This window comes from Streptomyces odonnellii (assembly GCF_000981895.1).
Lineage (GTDB): Bacteria > Actinomycetota > Actinomycetes > Streptomycetales > Streptomycetaceae > Streptomyces > Streptomyces odonnellii.
Window position 1 is genome coordinate 26791 of sequence record NZ_LATD01000287.1, and the last position, 17810, is coordinate 44600.

15 protein-coding genes and 1 tRNA gene are annotated in these 17810 nt (G+C 70.5%); 9 read left to right on the top strand and 7 right to left on the bottom strand.

Annotated elements, in window-relative coordinates:
* Positions 1–2 precede the first annotated feature (2 nt).
* Positions 3–668, top strand: coding sequence for an ABC transporter permease (locus WH07_RS25110; RefSeq protein ID WP_046504357.1), 666 nt, complete (start codon positions 3–5; stop codon positions 666–668).
* Here the strand turns inward: WH07_RS25110 and WH07_RS39950 are convergent.
* Positions 632–787, bottom strand: coding sequence for a hypothetical protein (locus WH07_RS39950; protein WP_157877429.1), 156 nt, complete (start codon positions 785–787; stop codon positions 632–634). The two genes, WH07_RS25110 and WH07_RS39950, sit on opposite strands and share 37 nt — an antisense overlap.
* Between WH07_RS39950 and WH07_RS25115 the strand changes: the two genes are divergently transcribed.
* Both WH07_RS25115 and WH07_RS25120 read left to right on the top strand, forming a co-directional pair.
* Positions 774–1805, top strand: coding sequence for an ABC transporter substrate-binding protein (locus tag WH07_RS25115; protein WP_079023545.1), 1032 nt, complete (start codon positions 774–776; stop codon positions 1803–1805). The genes WH07_RS39950 and WH07_RS25115 overlap by 14 nt on opposite strands.
* Before the next feature lie 153 nt (positions 1806–1958).
* On the top strand, positions 1959–2375 hold the full coding sequence (locus WH07_RS25120; RefSeq protein WP_046504360.1) for a hypothetical protein: 417 nt from the start codon (positions 1959–1961) through the stop codon (positions 2373–2375).
* A 320-nt stretch (positions 2376–2695) separates the two neighbouring features.
* On the opposite strand, the gene WH07_RS25125 is transcribed toward WH07_RS25120, so the two are convergent.
* The gene (locus WH07_RS25125; RefSeq protein WP_046504362.1) at positions 2696–4084 is read right to left on the bottom strand and encodes a cystathionine beta-synthase; all 1389 of its coding nucleotides are present in this window, start codon (positions 4082–4084) and stop codon (positions 2696–2698) included.
* Positions 4085–4268: 184 nt separating this feature from the next.
* Between WH07_RS25125 and WH07_RS25130 the strand changes: the two genes are divergently transcribed.
* From WH07_RS25130 to WH07_RS25140, 3 genes are all read left to right on the top strand, one after another.
* Positions 4269–5264 (top strand): SGNH/GDSL hydrolase family protein, encoded by a 996-nt coding sequence (locus tag WH07_RS25130; RefSeq protein ID WP_046504365.1) that lies wholly within the window; start codon positions 4269–4271, stop codon positions 5262–5264.
* 849 nt (positions 5265–6113) lie between these two features.
* Positions 6114–7334: an acetyl-CoA C-acetyltransferase gene (locus tag WH07_RS25135; protein WP_046504369.1), complete on the top strand. Its 1221-nt coding sequence runs from the start codon at positions 6114–6116 to the stop codon at positions 7332–7334.
* A 303-nt stretch (positions 7335–7637) separates the two neighbouring features.
* A complete protein-coding gene (locus tag WH07_RS25140) occupies positions 7638–8594 on the top strand; it encodes a hypothetical protein (RefSeq protein WP_456300499.1) in 957 nt (318 codons plus the stop codon).
* A 68-nt stretch (positions 8595–8662) separates the two neighbouring features.
* Here the strand turns inward: WH07_RS25140 and WH07_RS25145 are convergent, their stop codons facing one another.
* Positions 8663–8983, bottom strand: a complete 321-nt coding sequence (locus tag WH07_RS25145) for a hypothetical protein (protein WP_046504408.1) — start codon at positions 8981–8983, stop codon at positions 8663–8665.
* Positions 8984–9139: 156 nt separating this feature from the next.
* Between WH07_RS25145 and WH07_RS25150 the strand changes: the two genes are divergently transcribed.
* Complete coding sequence (locus WH07_RS25150; RefSeq protein WP_046504375.1) at positions 9140–9370, top strand: DUF4287 domain-containing protein; 231 nt, start codon at positions 9140–9142, stop codon at positions 9368–9370.
* Between the two features lie 82 nt (positions 9371–9452).
* Here WH07_RS25150 and WH07_RS25155 read toward each other — a convergent pair whose 3' ends face one another.
* Both WH07_RS25155 and WH07_RS25160 read right to left on the bottom strand, forming a co-directional pair.
* On the bottom strand, positions 9453–10316 hold the full coding sequence (locus tag WH07_RS25155) for a Bax inhibitor-1/YccA family protein (protein WP_046504378.1): 864 nt from the start codon (positions 10314–10316) through the stop codon (positions 9453–9455).
* 188 nt (positions 10317–10504) lie between these two features.
* A tRNA-Leu gene (locus tag WH07_RS25160) sits at positions 10505–10587 on the bottom strand.
* 439 nt (positions 10588–11026) lie between these two features.
* On the opposite strand from WH07_RS25160, the gene WH07_RS25165 reads away from it, so the two are divergent.
* Both WH07_RS25165 and WH07_RS25170 read left to right on the top strand, forming a co-directional pair.
* Positions 11027–11797, top strand: a complete 771-nt coding sequence (locus tag WH07_RS25165; RefSeq protein WP_046504380.1) for an ABC transporter ATP-binding protein — start codon at positions 11027–11029, stop codon at positions 11795–11797.
* Positions 11798–11883: 86 nt separating this feature from the next.
* Positions 11884–14442: an ABC transporter permease gene (locus WH07_RS25170; RefSeq protein WP_046504383.1), complete on the top strand. Its 2559-nt coding sequence runs from the start codon at positions 11884–11886 to the stop codon at positions 14440–14442.
* 133 nt (positions 14443–14575) lie between these two features.
* Here the strand turns inward: WH07_RS25170 and WH07_RS25175 are convergent, their stop codons facing one another.
* Entirely contained in the window at positions 14576–15922 is a 1347-nt protein-coding gene (locus tag WH07_RS25175) for an SAM-dependent methyltransferase (RefSeq protein ID WP_046504385.1), read from the bottom strand.
* A 346-nt stretch (positions 15923–16268) separates the two neighbouring features.
* Positions 16269–17657 (bottom strand): NAD(P)/FAD-dependent oxidoreductase, encoded by a 1389-nt coding sequence (locus tag WH07_RS25180; protein WP_046504388.1) that lies wholly within the window; start codon positions 17655–17657, stop codon positions 16269–16271.
* Positions 17658–17810 lie beyond the last annotated feature (153 nt).

The window sequence follows — 17810 nt, forward strand, 5'->3', positions numbered from 1 at the left end:
CCATGTACGAACTCCTCAAGGACCTGGGCGCCTGGCTGGTGTCGGGCGAACAGTGGACGGGCCCGGACGGCATCGGGCACCGCCTCGCCGAACACCTCCAGTACTCCCTCCTCGCGACCCTGATCGCCGCGGCGATCGCGCTGCCGCTGGGCCTGCTGATCGGGCACACGGGCCGGGGCGCGTTCCTCGCGATCAACCTCGCCTCGTTCGGGCGGGCCCTGCCCACGGTCGGCCTGGTCGTGCTGGTCTTCCTGGCCAGCGGTCTGTCCATGACACCGGTGTACGTGGCGCTGGTCGCCCTCGCCGTCCCGTCCATCGTGACCAATACGTACGCGGGGATGTCCGCCGTCGATCCCGAGGTACGGGACGCCGCGCGCGGCCAGGGCATGCGCGGCCACCAGGTGCTGTTCCGGGTCGAGATCCCGCTCGCGCTGCCGCTGATCATGACCGGGCTGCGGCTGGCGCTGATCCAGGTGGTGGCGACGGCGACCATCGCCGCGTACGTCAGCTTCGGCGGGCTCGGACGGTACGTCTTCGACGGCCTGGCCCAGCGCGATCTCGTCCAGGTGCTGGGCGGGGCGGTGCTGGTGGCGGTCGTCGCCGTCGTGCTGGACCTGGCGCTGTCGGGCCTTCAGCGCTTCCTGTTCCGCCACCGCACCGCCGCGTAGTCCTCCGCCGCCGCTTGGTCCACCGCGGCCCGGCCCGCCACCACACCGCCGTTCGTACCGCTGCCCGTACCGCCGTTCGTACCGCCGCTCAGGGAGACGACTCCGATGACCTCGCCCAACTCTCCGAAATCAGCAGACCCACAGAACACACCGAAGTCACCGAACTCACGGAACTCACCGGACTCGCCGAACTCACCGACCACGCGCAGGACGGTCCTGGCCGGTCTGTTCGCGGCGGCCTCCGTACCCCTACTGGCCGCGTGCAGCACCGGCATCACCTCCCTGGACGGCCAGAACACCGGTGGCGGCGGCGCGGCCGGTTCCAGCGCGGGCGCCGTCACGATCGGCACGGCCAACTTCACCGAGAACCAGATCCTGGGCTTCCTCTACGCGGCCGTCCTCGAAGCCGCCGGCGTGAAGACGACCGTCCGCCCCAACCTCGGCACCCGCGAGATCCTCATCCCCGCGCTCAAGGGCGGCGACATCGATCTGCTTCCCGAGTACCAGGGCGCGCTGCTCCACTACCTCGATCCGAAGGCGACCGCGACGGAGGAGGGCGAGATGCAGAACGCCCTCGCCATCGCCCTCCCGGCCGGCCTCCAGGTCCTCCCGTACGGCCAGGCGGAGGACTCCGACGCCTTTGTCGTCACCCGCGAGACCGCCGACAAGTACGGCCTGGCCACCCTGGCCGACCTCAAGAAGCGCGACGGGCAGCTCGTCATCGGCGCCGCACCGGAGGTCAAGACACGGGTGGTCGGCGTGGTCGGGCTCAAGGACGTGTACGGAGTGGAGTTCAAGGAGTTCAAGTCGCTGGACTCCTCGGGCCCGCTGGTCAAGGCGGCGCTCAAGAAGGGCGACGTCGACGTCGCCAACCTCTTCACCACGGACACCGACATCGCGACCGAGGGCTGGGTGGTCCTGGCCGACCCCAAGAACCTCGTCCCGGGCCAGCACGTCGTCCCTCTCATAGCCGACCGCAAGGCCGACCCCACGGTCCGCAAGGCCCTGGCCCGGCTGGGCAACGCCCTCACCACAGAGGCCCTGACCGAACTCAACCGCCAGGTGGACAAGGACAAGAAGGACCCCGAGGACGTGGCCCGGAGCTGGGCCACGGCCCACGGCCTGACCAGGAAGTGACCGCCCCGGACGGGCACGGACCGACCCGGCCGGACCGGTGCGGACCGACCGGGCCGGGCTGGTGCGCACCGGGCCGCGCTGGTGCGGACCCGAAGGAATGTCGGGGGTTAGCCCCAATGACCCGGGGGCGGGGGTGTTCGTACCGTGGCGGGTATGGAAGCCCGCGACCCTGAGCTGAAGAAGGAACTCGACGCCACCCTACGGGCGCGTCATGACCTGGGGGCGGAGTACGAGCCCGCGCTCGTCGAGTCGTTCCTGGAGAAGATCGAACAGCGCCTGGACGGCACGGTCGACGTCCGTGTCCGGCGTGAGATGGCCGAGCGGCAGATGGCCGCCGCCCGGGGTACGGGCAAGCCCGGCTCCGGTGAGGGGTTCGGGGAGCGCTTCGGGTTCGGCGTGATCTCGCTGATCCTCGCCATCCCGCTCTCGGCCATCGCCGCGGTGAACGCCGACCTCCCGGGCCTGCTCGTCTGCTGGCTCGGCATCTTCGGCGTCAACGCCGTCCATGCCTCCCGTGGCCTGCCCTGGATACCCCGCAGGCGCCGCCGCTCCTCCGACTGGGAGGAGTGAGCGAGGAGTGAGCACAGAGGTGAGCACAAGAACGGGCGCGGTACGGGCGCGAAAGAGATAGTCGCGGGGACCGCCGCACCCCCGTTACCGGGGGGCGGGACGACGGCGGTCCCCGCGAGGGACACGGTCCGGGTCAGGGCCGGTGTACGTGTCCGGGCGTCCATGGAGGTCCGGGAGCCGCTCCGGAGGTCCTTGACGCCGACAACGACTACTGTGCAGGACGCGTGTTAAGCGGGTGCTGCGCGGACGTGTCGCGCTCGTACCACTTTCGCGGATACGCGCCACCGCCCATTGCACCACCCGCCACGCAACCGGCGAGATCAGGCCTTGGACAGATACGCCAGCAGATCCTGCCTGCTCACAACCCCTGTCGGCTTCCCCTCAACGAGGACGATCGCCGCGTCAGCGCCGTCGGAACCGCTCAGCGCCGCCATCAGATCCGCCACCGGCTCGCCCGAGCCGACCTGCGGCAGCGGCGAGGACATGTGCTTCTCCAGCGGGTCGCCGAGCGACGCCCGCTGGGTGAAGAGCGCGTCCAGCAGGTCCCGCTCCACCACCGACCCGATGACCTCCGCGGCCATCACATCCGGATGCCCGGCCCCAGGCTTCACGATCGGCATCTGCGACACGCCGTACTCCCGCAGCACCTCGACCGCCTGCCCGACCGTCTCCTCCGGGTGCATGTGGAGGAGCGTCGGAATGGCGCCCTCCTTGTGCCGCAGGACATCACCGACGCTGGCCGCTCCGCCGTCCTGGTCCAGGAAGCCGTAGTCGTTCATCCACTCGTCGTTGAAGATCTTGCTGAGATAGCCGCGGCCGCTGTCCGGCAGCAGGACGACCACCACATCGTCCGGGCCGAGCCCCTCCGCGACCCGCAGCGCCGCCACGACCGCCATTCCGCAGGAGCCGCCGACGAGCAGGCCCTCCTCCTTGGCCAGCCGCCGGGTCATCTGGAAGGAGTCCTTGTCGGACACGGCGACGATCTCGTCCGTGACCGTACGGTCGTACGCGGTCGGCCAGAAGTCCTCGCCGACGCCCTCGACCAGATAGGGCCGCCCGGAGCCGCCGGAGTAGACCGAGCCCTCGGGGTCGGCGCCCACGATCCGTACCCGGCCGTCACTGACCTCCTTGAGGTAGCGGCCGGTGCCGGAGATCGTGCCGCCCGTACCGACGCCCGCGACGAAATGGGTGATCCGCCCGTCCGTCTGCGTCCACAGCTCGGGGCCGGTCGTCTCGTAGTGCGAGCGCGGGTTGTTCGGGTTGCTGTACTGGTCAGGCTTCCAGGCCCCCGGCGTCTCCCGGACCAGCCGGTCGGAGACGTTGTAGTACGAGTCGGGGTGCTCGGGGTCGACCGCCGTGGGGCAGACCACGACCTCGGCGCCGTACGCCCGCAGGACGTTGATCTTGTCCGTGGAGACCTTGTCAGGGCAGACGAACACGCATTTGTAGCCCTTACGCTGCGCCACGATGGCGAGACCGACGCCGGTGTTGCCGCTCGTCGGCTCGACGATCGTGCCGCCGGGCCGCAGTTCACCGCTCTCCTCGGCGGCTTCGATCATGCGCAGGGCGATCCGGTCCTTGACCGAGCCGCCGGGGTTGAAGTACTCGACCTTGGCGAGGACGGTCGCCTGAATGCCTGCGGTCACGCTGGTGAGCTTCAGCAGGGGGGTGTTGCCAACCAGACTGATCATCGAGTCGTGGAATTGCACCGTAGTCTCCGGGGTCTCCGTGATGGTGCGGCCAGGGTATGCGTACGCGGGCGAGATTGGGCGGCAGTCCCCGCGGGGCAGTTAGCTGGTGTGCGTACGTACCCATACTCGTACGTACGGCGAGTACGTACGAACGTGTGCGTACGGCGAGGAGGAGGTGACTCGGACTGTGTCGAGAGCGAGGGTGGCACGGCGGATCGCCGCGGGCGCGGCCTACGGCGGGGGCGGCATCGGCCTGCTGGGAGCCGCGGGCGTCGGAGTGGTGCTGGCGGAGCTGCAACTGGCGAAGCGGTCGGTGGGCGGCGGGGTGGCACCCGTACCGCCGAGCGGCGACGGGTGGTACGGACTGGCGTACGGGCACTCCGAGCCGCTGCGGATGGGCATGCTCGGCGACTCCACGGCGGCGGGACAGGGCGTACGGCGCGCGGGGCAGACCCCGGGGGCGCTGCTCGCCTCGGGGCTCGCGGCGGTCGCGGAGCGGCCCGTGGACCTGCGGAACGTGGCCCTGCCCGGCGCCCAGTCGGACGATCTGGACCGCCAGGTGACCCAGCTCCTGTCGGACTCGGCACGGGTCCCGGACGTCTGCGTGATCATCGTCGGCGCGAACGATGTGACGCACCGGATGCCGGCGACGCGTTCGGTGCGGTATCTCGGGGCGGCGGTACGGCGGCTGCGCACGGCCGGCGCGGAAGTGGTGGTCGGCACCTGCCCGGATCTCGGCACGATCGAGCCGGTGTACCAGCCGCTGCGCTGGCTGGCGCGCCGGGTGAGCCGCCAGCTCGCGGCGGCGCAGACGATCGTGGCGGTCGAGCAGGGCGGGCGTACGGTCTCGCTGGGCGATCTGCTGGGGCCGGAGTTCGCGGCGAACCCGCGGGAGCTGTTCGGCCCGGACAACTACCACCCCTCGGCGGAGGGATACGCGACCGCCGCGATGGCCGTCCTGCCCACGCTCTGCGCGGTGCTGGGCGTCTGGCCGGAGTCGGACCGCCTGGACGCGGCGCGCGACGAGGACATGCTGCCGGTGGCACAGGCGGCCTCGGCGGCGGCCTCCGAAGCCGGTACGGAGGTGACGGCGGCCCGCGCCCCCTGGGCCCTGCTCCGCCACCGCAAACGCCGCCACCTCCCCACCCCGACGGAAGCAACCCCGACAAAACCGAGCGAGGTACCCCGAGAGGTATGAGCCAAGTGCCGACCGAGCACGGACCCCCGGGCCACCGACACGCGCCGGGCGCCGCCCCGCCCGTGCGCGGCCGGAGCCCGGTGGGCCCGCTTCTCGGCCCCGGCGTTCCGCGCCCGGGCCTCGGGCCGATCGGTCCCGGCCCCGACCGGCCGAAGGTCCCGCAGGCCGGGACCCGGTCGCCGGGCCGCCGAGCCGGGCGCAGGGTCCGGGTCCCAGCGGATCAACCCGCCCGGGCACAGCCCGGCATACGGAACACAGGACCACGTGCCACACGTTGGGCACCGACCCGCCCGCCGCTGGGACTCGGGTCACAGCGGATCAACCCGCCCGAGCACGGCCCGGCATACGGAACGCAGGACCCCGTACCGCACGCCCGGCGTCGGCCCGCCCGCGCAGAGCTCAGCCAGGGTGTCGGCACGCCGATGCGTGGCCCCTGGTACCGGACGCCGGGCTACGGCCTGCGCACCGGCGCCGAGCGCCGCCCCGCCTGTGCGGGGTTGGAGTCCGGGGGCCCGCCCCTCGGCCCCGGCGTTCCACGCCCGGCCTCGGGCCGATCGGTCCGGCCCCCGACCGGCCGAAGGTCCCGCGGACCGGGACCCGGTCGCCGGGCCGGCGGGCCGGGTGCACGGGCCTCCGGCCCCCTCGCTCCGGTCTCGGAGGCCGCAACCCGAAGACCGGTCCCCCGGGGCCGGAGGCCGTACCCCCGGCCGCCAGCAGGTCCCGACCCCGCCCGACCCGCTGAGCAAGCGCTCAGTAAAGAGGTCCTCATCACACGACCCGCCCCGTGACCCCCGATCTACGGGCCGGTAACTTCCACCTCAGCCCGCCCTCTCTCCCTCAGGAGCCGTGATGCCCGAAGCCGTGATCGTTTCCGCTGCCCGCTCCCCCATCGGCCGGGCCTTCAAGGGGTCGCTCAAGGAGGTGCGGCCCGACGATCTCACCGCCACGATCATCCAAGCCGCGCTCGCCAAGATCCCCGAGCTGGATCCGCGCGACATCGACGATCTGATGCTCGGCTGCGGTCTGCCCGGCGGCGAGCAGGGGCACAATCTGGGCCGGATCGTCGCCGTACAGCTCGGCATGGACCACCTCCCCGGCTGCACCATCACCCGCTACTGCTCCTCCTCCCTCCAGACCTCGCGGATGGCGCTGCACGCGATCAAGGCCGGCGAGGGCGACGTCTTCATCTCGGCCGGTGTCGAGATGGTCTCCCGCCAGGTCAACGGCAGCTCGGACGGTATGCCCGGCACCCACAACCCGCTCTTCGCCGACGCCGAGGCCCGTACCGCCGCCGTCGCGCAGAGCGAGGGCGCCGACTGGCACGACCCGCGCGAGGACGGACTCGTACCCGACGCGTACATCGCGATGGGCCAGACCGCCGAGAACCTGGCCCGCCACAAGGGCATCACCCGCCAGGAGATGGACGAGTTCGGCGTACGGTCCCAGAACCTCGCCGAGGAGGCCCTCAAGAACGGCTTCTGGGAGCGGGAGATCACGCCCGTGACGACGCCGGACGGCACGGTCGTCGCGAAGGACGACGGACCCCGCCCGGGCGTCACCATGGAGGGCGTACAGGGCCTCAAGCCCGTCTTCCGCCCCGACGGCCTGGTCACCGCCGGCAACTGCTGCCCGCTCAACGACGGCGCCGCCGCCCTCGTGATCATGTCCGACACCAAGGCCCGCGAGCTGGGGCTCACCCCGCTGGCCCGGATCGTCTCCACCGGGATCACCGCCCTGTCGCCGGAGATCATGGGGTACGGACCGGTCGAGGCGTCCCGGCAGGCACTCTCCCGCGCCGGGCTGACCATCGGCGACATCGATCTGGTCGAGATCAACGAGGCCTTCGCGGCCCAGGTGATCCCCTCCTACCGGGACCTGGACATCCCGCTGGAGAAGCTGAACGTCAACGGCGGGGCCATCGCCGTCGGCCACCCCTTCGGCATGACGGGCGCCCGGATCACCGGCACACTGATCAACAGCCTCCAGTTCCACGACAAGCAGTTCGGCCTGGAGACCATGTGCGTCGGCGGCGGCCAGGGCATGGCCATGGTCATCGAGCGCCTGAGCTGAGCGACGGCCGGAGCCGACCGGAGAAGGGCATATCGGCACCGCGGTCGCGGAGAGTAGCCGCACCGTCCGGAATCGGATGGATGAACCACACCGATCCCCAGTCGTGACTGAATCTCCCCCAGGATGTGACCTAGTCCCGGGGGTGATTTGTTTGTCCAGGTCAGCGCCACAATGAGGCTAAACAGCAGGCCCAAAGACCTGTCCATTTCGTGACGTAATGCACTGACAGTGGGATCCCGCCCACGACAAGCTGAGGTAGGAAGTCGGGGGTATCGATCGGAACGGGAGTAGTCAGTGAGCGCCATGTCTCTTGCCCTGCTGCTGACCACAGCCGCCGCCACCGGCGTGGGCGTCGCCGCCCTCCATGCCGCCCACGGGCTGCGCAGGCAGGTCAGTGCCCTGCGTGGCGAACTGGCCGCGGCGAACCCGGGCGGTCCCACCGCCTCCGTACCGCAGGCCCGAAGCGCCGCCCATGCCAGCCATACCGACGCCATACGCACCGCCGTGGCCGAGGCCCTCGCCGAGGAGCGCGAACGCGAGCTGGCCGAGGCGCGCGCCTTCTGGGCCGCGCAGGAGGCGCGGGACGCCGCGGACACCCCCTCGCTGCTGGGCGGGCTCGGCGGTCTGGGCGCCGAGGACGGGCCGTTCTACGTACCGCGTCAGATGGACTTCGTGGGTCTTGAGTCCCTGGACCTCGAAGCCGCCGAGGCGCTGGACGAGTTCACCGGCTATCCGGACCTCAGCGGGATCAACAGTGAGATCAACGAGGTGAGCGAGGTCAACGAGGTGAGTGGTGTGGGCGGTACGGGTGGTGTCGGCGAGGCCGGCGAGTTCACGGAGGACTCACCGGAGCTGGCCGCCGCCCGGCGCAGGCACCCCTCGCACCCCGACTTCGTACCGGTGCAGACGCCCGTCGTCACCGACCACGAGCGCACCATCACCCGGCTCGAAGAGCTGGCGGAGACCCGTACCGCGCTCGCCGACGTACGGCCCGGCCCGCTGGGCACGCTCGACGTCTATGTGTTCGCCGACGGTACGACGCTCTGTATGACCCCCGGCCATCGCGAGACCGCCGAACGGCTCGCCGAGGCGGTGCGCGCGGGCGACGCCCCGTATCTGCTGGGCGGATCGGGGGTCTCCGGCGCGTACACCCTGACGTTCTCGTACGGCGGCGGTTCGGACCGGCACGCCGACGGCGGCGGCGAGGAGTCCGGCGAGCACGTCTACGTCCTCGCGGACCGCGTCATCGCCTCGCTCTGACCATCACCCGCACGAGTGCACGGCCCGCGGGCGACTGCACGGCCCGCGGCCCGCTGTCGGGCCCGCTGTCACAGCGTCACACGGCGCGCCACCCGCTCGACCGACCGTACGGCCTCGTCCAGTTCCTCCACGGACGGGGCCGTCCGCAGTGCCTCGGCCAGATCCCCGGCCGCGACGGTGAGCTGGTCCGCGACCGCGAACACCCCCGCGTCCGGCATGATCCGCGGCTCCTCGCCCGGAGCGTCCAGCCGCTGGGCGCGTACGGACAGTTCCCTGGCCAGAGCCAGTGCCTCGGCCGCCGCCCCGCGCCGGAGCCGGCTCTGCGGAGCGGCCCGCAACCGGTCGGCGAATCGGTCCACGGCGGCCGTCAGCGACGTTGTATCGAGCACGCCGCCGACCCTACGCGCCAGGGACGCGCTGGGCCCCTGCCGGTCCCGCCCGATGGCGTCCGGTGCCGCCAACGGCTACGGGACTGTTGCCAACAGGCCAATGCTCGGGCACGGTGGCGTTAAGGACCAGTACGCGCAGAGCGTCCGGAGGCGCCGATGTCCCTTGTCTTCTCCGAAGAAACCCATCGCAACATGCTCTCCCGCATCCCTCATTGCACCGGTCGAGAGATCGCCGACTGGCTGCGCGCCGTCGAGGAAGGCCCCGCCCTCATCCGTTTCGAGGAGAAGGTGAGCTGGCTGAGGAGCGAGCACAACCTCGCCTATGGACACGCGAAGGCGATCGTCCATGAGTACGACCTGAGGCGGGCGGCCCGCCGCCTGCTCTGAACCGGCCGGTCAATGGACAGACAGCGGAAGGGGCCCGCGGGCTTGTCGCCCACGGGCCCCTTCCTCCTGGTCTGTTGCCGCGTCAGTCGTTGCCCTGCAGGATCGACAGCACCCGCAGCATCTCCAGGTAGATCCACACCAGCGTCAGCGTGAGGCCGAAGGCCGCAAGCCAGGACTCCTCGCGCGGAGCGCCGTACGCGATGCCGTCCTCGACCTGCTTGAAGTCGAGCGCCAGGAAGCACGCGCCGAGGATGATCCCGATGATGCCGAAGATGATGCCCAGACCGCCGCTGCGGAAGCCGAGGCCGTCACCACCGCCGAAGACGCTGAACAGCAGGTTGACGGCCATCAGGAGCAGGAAGCCCATGGCCGCGGCCATCACGAAGCCGTAGAAGCGGCGGGTGACCCGGATCCAGCGCATCTTGTACGCGAACAGCACACCGGCGAAGACCGCCATCGTGCCCATGACCGCCTGCACCACCACGCCCGGCGCGATGTACGTGCTCACCGCGCTGCTGATGACGCCGAGGAAGACGCCCTCGAAGGCGGCGTACGCGAGAATCAGCGCCGGAGTCGGCCGGCGCTTGAAGGACTGGATCAGCGAGAGGACCATCGCGACCACGGCGGCGCCGATCGCGATGCCGTAGGACTTGCCGAGGTTGGCCTCGTCGACCGGCAGAAGGACCCACGAGAGAACCGCCGTGAGGACGACCGTGCCCAGCGTCATGCCGGTACGGGTCACGACGTCGTCGATCGTCATGACGCCGGTGCGCGCGGGCGCCTGCGGGCCCGCACCGTACGGAGCGCCCTGCTGCGGGGCGTACGGGTTGGTCGCGTACGGGTTGGTTCCTACGGCGGGGCCCCCGGCCGGCGCCGCGTTGAAGCCCGCGGGACCGTTGTCGCGGCTGAAGCCCCGTCGCGAGAAGACCGGGTTGCTGCTCCTCATCTCACTCCTCCATGGCCACCCTGCGCGGCCTTGCCACAAGAGTAATAGGGACGCAAAGGGTACGCCCTAGTGCTGGGGGAGGATCTTTCCGGGATCGTGACGTCACACCGGCCCCGCGTGCCCCGCGCACCGGCCGTTCCGGGGGCCGGAGGCACACCGCCGGGAGCGTGTCCGGAACGTCGGAAGTGTGCCCGGAACCGGACTTGAACCGGTACGCCCCCGAGGGGCAGCGAGGTTTAAGCTCGCCGTGTCTGCATTCCACCATCCGGGCACGCGCGAAGCCGCGTTGGCACATGAGCCTATCGGGACACACCACTCGAACAGCCGAGCGGCAACCCGATGTTGTCTTATTTTATTGACGTCTGAGGGTGCGTCAGGGCACGTACGGAGCCATCCGCACATGCCGGACGCGGGTGGTCATCTCGTCCTCCGGCCCGCAGGAATGACGAAAAGTCGCCGCCCGGTCACTCATTCGGCACAGTCGCCGGTCCGCCACCGGTCCCACCGGGGGCAGCCGCCGGTCCCGGACGGGGCATGCGACTCCGGGTGAAGGTGCCTCAGGGGCGGTGTCATACCGCAGGAGGAGGGCGGCGCCCCGGCGGTCAGACCCAAGAGGGCCCCGGGAACGGGCATCGGGACGGACGACTCGCGCTCCGGCGCCCCAGAGGATGGAGGCGTTCCCACAGCGCATCCGACAGGAGAGTTCCCCCGTGACCACCACCCCGATCGCCCACCGCGCCACCGCGGTGGCCGCGCGTGCCTCCGAGCTGTCGAAGGTCTATGGACAGGGCGAGACCCAGGTGGTCGCCCTCGACCGGGTCACCGTGGACTTCGTCCAGGGCGAGTTCACCGCGATCATGGGGCCGTCCGGCTCCGGCAAGTCCACCCTCATGCACTGCGTCGCCGGTCTCGACACCTTCAGCAGCGGGTCCGTACGGCTCGGTGACACCGAACTCTCGACGCTCAAGGACAAGCAGCTCACCCAGTTGCGCCGGGACAAGATCGGCTTCATCTTCCAGGCGTTCAATCTGCTGCCGACCCTGACGGCCCTGGAGAACATCACGCTGCCGATGGACATAGCCGGGCGCAAGCCCGACAAGCAGTGGCTCGACCAGGTGATCGAGATGATCGGTCTGGCCGGCCGGCTCAGCCACCGGCCCACCCAGCTCTCCGGCGGCCAGCAGCAGCGGGTGGCCGTCGCCCGTGCGCTGGCCTCCCAGCCGGAGATCATCTTCGGCGACGAGCCGACCGGCAATCTGGACTCGCGTGCGGGTGCCGAGGTGCTGGGCTTCCTGCGCAACTCGGTACGGGAGCTGGGGCAGACGGTCGTCGTGGTGACCCACGACCCGGTCGCCGCGTCCTACTCCGACCGGGTGATCTTCCTCGCCGACGGACAGATCGTCGACGAGATGCTCCACCCGAGCGCCGAGGGCGTACTCGACCGGATGAAGGCCTTCGACGCCAAGGGCCGTACGAGCTGACGCCAGGTCACCCGCCCTCCCTTCGCGCACCCGCGCGCTCTCCCCCGTACCTCACTCGCCCGGCCCATTCCACCAGGACTCCCACCATGTTCCGTACCGCCCTGCGCACTGTGCTCGCGCACAAGGCCAGACTGCTGATGACCGTGCTCGCCGTGATGCTCGGCGTGGCCTTCGTCTCCGGCACGCTGGTCTTCACCGACACCATCGGCAACGCTTTCCGCAACCAGTCGGCCAAGAGCTACAAGGACGTCGCCGTCGCCGTCTCGTCGCACGACAACGGCAAGAGCCCCGTCAACGGCGAGCAGAACGGCAAGGAGGAGAAGAGCCCCGGCCTGAGCGAGCAGACGCTGGAGAAGATGCGTGCCGTCGAGGGCGTCGCCTCGGTGACCGGCCGCGTCGACGGCTTCGCCGGGGTCGCCGACCCGGACGGCAAGCTCATCGGCAACGGCTGGTCCACCACCGGCGGCAACTTCGCGCCCGGCGCGGACGGCAAGGACCCCGCGTACACCTTCACCACCGGCTCGGGCCCCGTCCGCGACGACCGGATCGCGCTCGACGAGGCCACGGCCACGAAGGGCGAGTACAAGGTCGGCGACCGGGTGCGTGTCGCCACCAACGGTCCGGTACGGGAGTTCACCCTCGCCGGAATCTTCACCACCGAGGACGGCGCGGTCAACGCGGGCGGCAGCCTCGTGCTCTTCGACACCGCCGTCGCGCAGAAGCTCTATCTGGAGCCCGGCTACTACCTGAACGCCACGGTCACCGCGGCGCCCGGCGCCTCCGACAGCGCGATCCTGAGCCAGGTCAAGGGCCTGATCGGCGACACCGCCAGCGCGCAGACCGGCAAGGAGCTCGCCGACCGGCAGGCCGCGGACATCGAGTCGGGGCTCTCCGCCCTCAATCAGATGCTGCTCGCCTTCGCCGCCATCGCCCTGTTCGTCGGGGTGTTCCTGATCTCCAACACCTTCACCATGCTGGTCGCCCAGCGCACCAAGGAGCTGGCTCTGCTGCGCGCCGTCGGCGCCTCCCGCCGCCAGGTCAAGCGCTCGGTGCTGGCCGAGGCGGCGGTCGTCGGCGTGATCGCCTCGGCGGTCGGTTTCCTGCTCGGTCTCGGTCTGGCCGGCGGACTGGGGTCCGTGATGAGCGCGTTCGGCGCCCGGATGCCCGCAGGGCCGCTGGTGGTCTCGCCGACCGCGGTCGGCGCGGCCTTCGCGGTCGGTGTGCTGATCACCCTGCTCGCCGCATGGCTGCCCGCCCGCAGGGCCGCGAAGATCCCGCCGGTGGCGGCGATGAGCAGTGTGCACGCGGTGGCCACCACGCGGTCGCTGGTGGTACGGAACTCGATCGGCGGGGTGCTGACCCTGCTCGGCGCGGCCCTGATCGTCGGGGGCGCGGCGGCGGGCGCCGACAACGGCCGGCTGCTGATCGGCGGCGGCGCGTTCCTGACGATGATCGGTGTCATCGTGCTGATCCCGCTGCTCTCGCGGCCCGTCATCGCGCTCGTACAGCCGCTCCTGAACCGGGTGTTCGGGGTCGCCGGCAAGCTGGCGGGGCAGAACGCGGTCCGCAATCCGCGCCGTACCGGAGCCACCGCCTCCGCACTGGCCATCGGGCTCACCCTCGTCACCGCTCTCACGGTGATCGGTGTCACCATCGGCCAGGCCGTGGACAAGATGACCACGGACAACATCAAGGCCGACTACATGGTCACCATGGCGAGCGGCGGCCCGCTGGACCAGTCGGCGGTGGCCGCGCTGGAGAAGGCCCCCGGAGTGACCGCGGTCTCCCCGCAGCAGGCCACCTCCCTGGAGATCAAGGGGCAGTTCCGCGCCGCCTCCGGGGTCACCCCCGGGGACATCGAGCAGGTCTTCACCTTCAACGGCGTCTCCGGTTCGCTGGACTCCCTGAAGGACGGCGCGATCGCGGTCGCCGACAAGAGCGCCGAGTCCAACGGCTGGAAGGCCGGGGACACCGTCGAAGTGACGTACCGCGACGGCGAGTCCGCCCGGCTGAGGATCGGCGCGGTCTACGAGTCGAACGAGTTCCTCTCGCCGGTGCTGGTCCCCCGCGATCTGATCGCCCCGCACGAGACCAAGCCGTACATTCCCGAGGTCTGGGTGAAGATGGACGGGGGCGCGAACGACGCGCATGAGCAGGCGCTGGTGGACGCGCTGGGCGACAACCCGGGCATCGACTTCAAGGACCAGCAGGACATCAGGAACACCTTCGGCGGCTTCATCAACACCGCGCTGAACATCATGTACGGCCTGCTGGCCATGGCCCTGATCATCGCGGTCCTCGGAGTCATCAACACCCTGGCGATGTCGGTCTTCGAGCGGCAGCAGGAGATCGGCATGCTGCGGGCGATCGGCCTGGACCGCGGCAAGGTCAAGCGGATGATCCGGCTGGAGGCCGTGGTGATCTCGCTCTTCGGCGCGGTGATCGGGGTGGGGCTCGGGTCCTTCCTGGCCTGGGCGGTCGGCGAGACCTTCAAGGACGATGTGCCGGGGTACGCCCTGGTCATCCCGTGGGACCGGATCGGGATCTTCCTGGTGCTGGCCGGGGTCGTGGGGGTGCTGGCCGCGCTCTGGCCGGCGCGCAGCGCCGCGAAGCTGAACATGCTGACGGCGATCAAGACGGAGTAGGCGCGGAACAGCGGAACAGCGGAACAGCCGGCGGCCGGTACCAGGCGCCGACGGACCGCGCGCGGTACGAAGGGCCGGATCCCCGTGCGGGATCCGGCCCTTCCGGCTGTGCCCCCGGCCGGCGCCCCCTTGGCTAAGCCCCCCAGACGCGGGCGCGCCGCGGCATCCCGGAGACCCCGCTCTCCGGGGTCTTCACGGCCAGGATCTGGTTGACGCCGATCCTGTTGTGCTCGAAGGAGACCGCGGAGGCGGCCATGTAGAGGCGCCAGACCCGGGCGCGGCCGGGGGAGGTGGTCCGTACCGCTCGGTCCCAGTGCTTCTCCAGGTTCGCCACCCAGCGGCGCAGGGTCAGCGCGTAGTGCTCGCGGATCGACTCCACGTCGCGGACCTCGAAGCCCGCCTCCTCCAGCGTGGCCACGGTCCGCCCGAGCGGGGCCAGTTCGCCGTCGGGGAAGACGTACGCGTCGATGAACTCGTCGATGCGGTAGGCCTCTTCGTCCGGTTCCGGACGGCGGGCGATCTGGTGGTTGAGCAGCCGTCCGCCCGGCTTGAGGAGGGCGTGGAGATCGTCGGCGTACTCCCGGTAACGGACGGAGCCGACATGTTCGGCCATGCCGATGGAGGAGATCGCGTCGTACGGGCCGTCCCTGACGTCCCGGTAGTCCTGGACGCGGATCTCGATCAGGTCGGCCAGCCCCTCCTCCGCGACGCGTTTGCGCGCGTAGGTCGCCTGTTCCCGGGAGAGCGTGACCCCGGTGACGCGTACGCCGTACTCGCGGGCGGCGTGGATGGCCATCGAGCCCCAGCCGCAGCCGACGTCGAGCAGCCGCCGGCCCTCCACCAGCGCGAGCTTGCGGCAGATCAGGTCGAGCTTGTCGCGCTGTGCGTCTTCGAGGGTGAACTCCCGGCCGCCGGCTCCCTCGCCGCCGTCGTCGCTGCTGCTGCCGCCACTGCCGCCGTTGTCCCAGTAGGCGCACGAATAGACCATGGACGGGCCGAGCACCAGCTCGTAGAAGTCGTTGCCCACGTCGTAGTGGTGGCTGATCGCCTGCTTGTCGCGGCGCTTGGTGTGCAGGGCACCGGAGCGCCGCCGTACCTCCTCGGCCGGCGGGGCGGGCGGCGGCCAGGGTCCCGCGATCCGCAGCAGTTCGGCCCCGGCGGCACGCATCCGGGGGTCGCGCACGGGGTGGACCGCCTCCTTGGAGTCCGGGCCGCGCTCCCAGAGGAACCCGGCGAGCCGGTCGAGGACCACGTACAGATCGCCGTCCACATCGATCTCACCGGCCACCCAGGCGCGGGCGAGCCCCAGCTCGCCCGGCTTCCACAGGAGCCGGCGCAGCGCACGGCGGTTACGGATGATCAGGGCCGGGGCGTCCGGGGGACCCGATTCGCTGCCGTCCCAGGCACGGATACGGACCGGGAGCGGGGCCCCCAGCAGCTCTTCGGCGAGAGTGGTCAGCCGCAGCGCGGCGTCGGCCATGGCGCACACCTCCGTGGTGGCGAATACGGACATGCTCAACACCACGTAAACACCGGTCGGGTACGGATGCAGTCCCGGCAGCTCGCAATGGGCGGGCAAAGTGGCTGCACGCACCACACACTTTCGTCGTGGTGTGTGCCGTTTGTCCCCCGCCACGGCGTCCGGACGCGAGGCGAATCCGAGGCGGATGCGAGGCGGCCGCGAGTCGGAATACGGGGCGGACACGAGAAAGGCCGCCCGCACCACGGATGGCGGGCGGCCCTTCTCGTACTCGCATGCCGGTTGTTGTGCCGTACGCGCTGTTGGCTGCTGTGCCGTACGCGATCGCCGGATCCGGCGTCAGGCGTCAGGACGCCTTGGCCTTCTCCGGGGTCTGCGTGACGGCGGCGACGGCCGGCGGGTTGGGCTTGGCGGCCTCGTAGAACTCCTCGCGCGGAGTCTCCATCGCGCCCAGCGAGACGACCTCGCGCTTGAGGAACATCGCCAGCGTCCAGTCGGCGAAGACCCGGATCTTGCGGTTCCAGGTCGGCATGGCCAGACCGTGGTAGGTGCGGTGCATGTACCACGCGAGACGGCCGCGGAGCCTGATCTTCATCTTGCCCATGACGATCATCGCGACGCCCTTGTGCAGACCGAGACCGGCGACGGCGCCCTTGTTGGCGTGGCTGTACTCCTTCTGCGGGAAGCCCCGCATACCGGAGATGACGTTGTCGCCGAGCACCCGGGCCTGGCGCAGAGCGTGCTGCGCGTTCGGCGGGCACCAGGCGTTCTCGACCCCGGCCCGGCGGGCGGCGGCGTCCGGGACCTGGGCGTTGTCGCCGGCGGCCCAGATGTAGTCCGTGCCGCGCACCTGGAGCTTCTCGCTGGTGTCGACATGGCCGCGCGGGCCGAGCGGCAGACCGTACCGGGTGAGCGCCGGGTTGGGCTTGACGCCGGCCGTCCACACGATGGTGTTGGAGTCGACCTCCACGCCGTTGTTCAGCACGACGTGGCCGTCGACGCAGGAGTCCATACCGGTCTTGAGGTAGACCTCGACACCGCGGCTCTCAAGGTGCTCCTTGCCCCAGGTGCCCAGCTTCGGGCCGACCTCGGGAAGGATCTTGTCGGCGACATCGACGAGCAGGAAGCGCATGTCCTCGCGCTTGACGCTGGTGTAGTACTTGGCCGCGTCGCGCGCCAGGTCCTCGACCTCGCCGACGGTCTCCGCGCCGGCGAAGCCGCCGCCCACGAAGACGAAGGTCAGCGCCTTGCGGCGGACTTCCTCGTCGGTGGTGGAGTCGGCCTTGTCGAGCTGCTCCAGAACGTGGTTGCGCAGCCCGATGGCCTCCTCGATCCCCTTCATACCGATGCCCTGCTCGGCGAGACCGGGGATCGGGAAGGTACGGGAGACCGCGCCGAGCGCCACGATCAGATAGTCGAAGGGCAGCTCGTACGCCTCGCCGACCAGCGGGGCGACCGTGGCGACCTTGCGGTCCTGGTCGATGGTGGTGACTCGGCCGGTGAGCACCTCAGCCTTGGGCAGCACGCGTCGCAGCGGTACGACGACATGCCGAGGCGAAATGCTGCCGGCGGCGGCTTCGGGAAGGAAGGGCTGGTACGTCATGTACGAGCGTGGGTCCACGACCGTGACGGTCGCCTCCCCGTAGCGCATCTTCTTCAGAATGCGACGAGCTGCGTACAGGCCTACGTACCCACCGCCTACAACGAGGATCCTGGGACGCTCCGTGGTGCTCATGCCATCGAGTATCCACCCCCCTCGGAGGGGGTGCTCGTGAGCCCCTTCACAAGGTCATCGCTCTATGGTGCTACACTGCGCGGCTCACGTGATCGACATCATGCCGACCCCGGGGAACCACGCCCCCCGCCCGGTCGTTGCCCACCCCTTGTG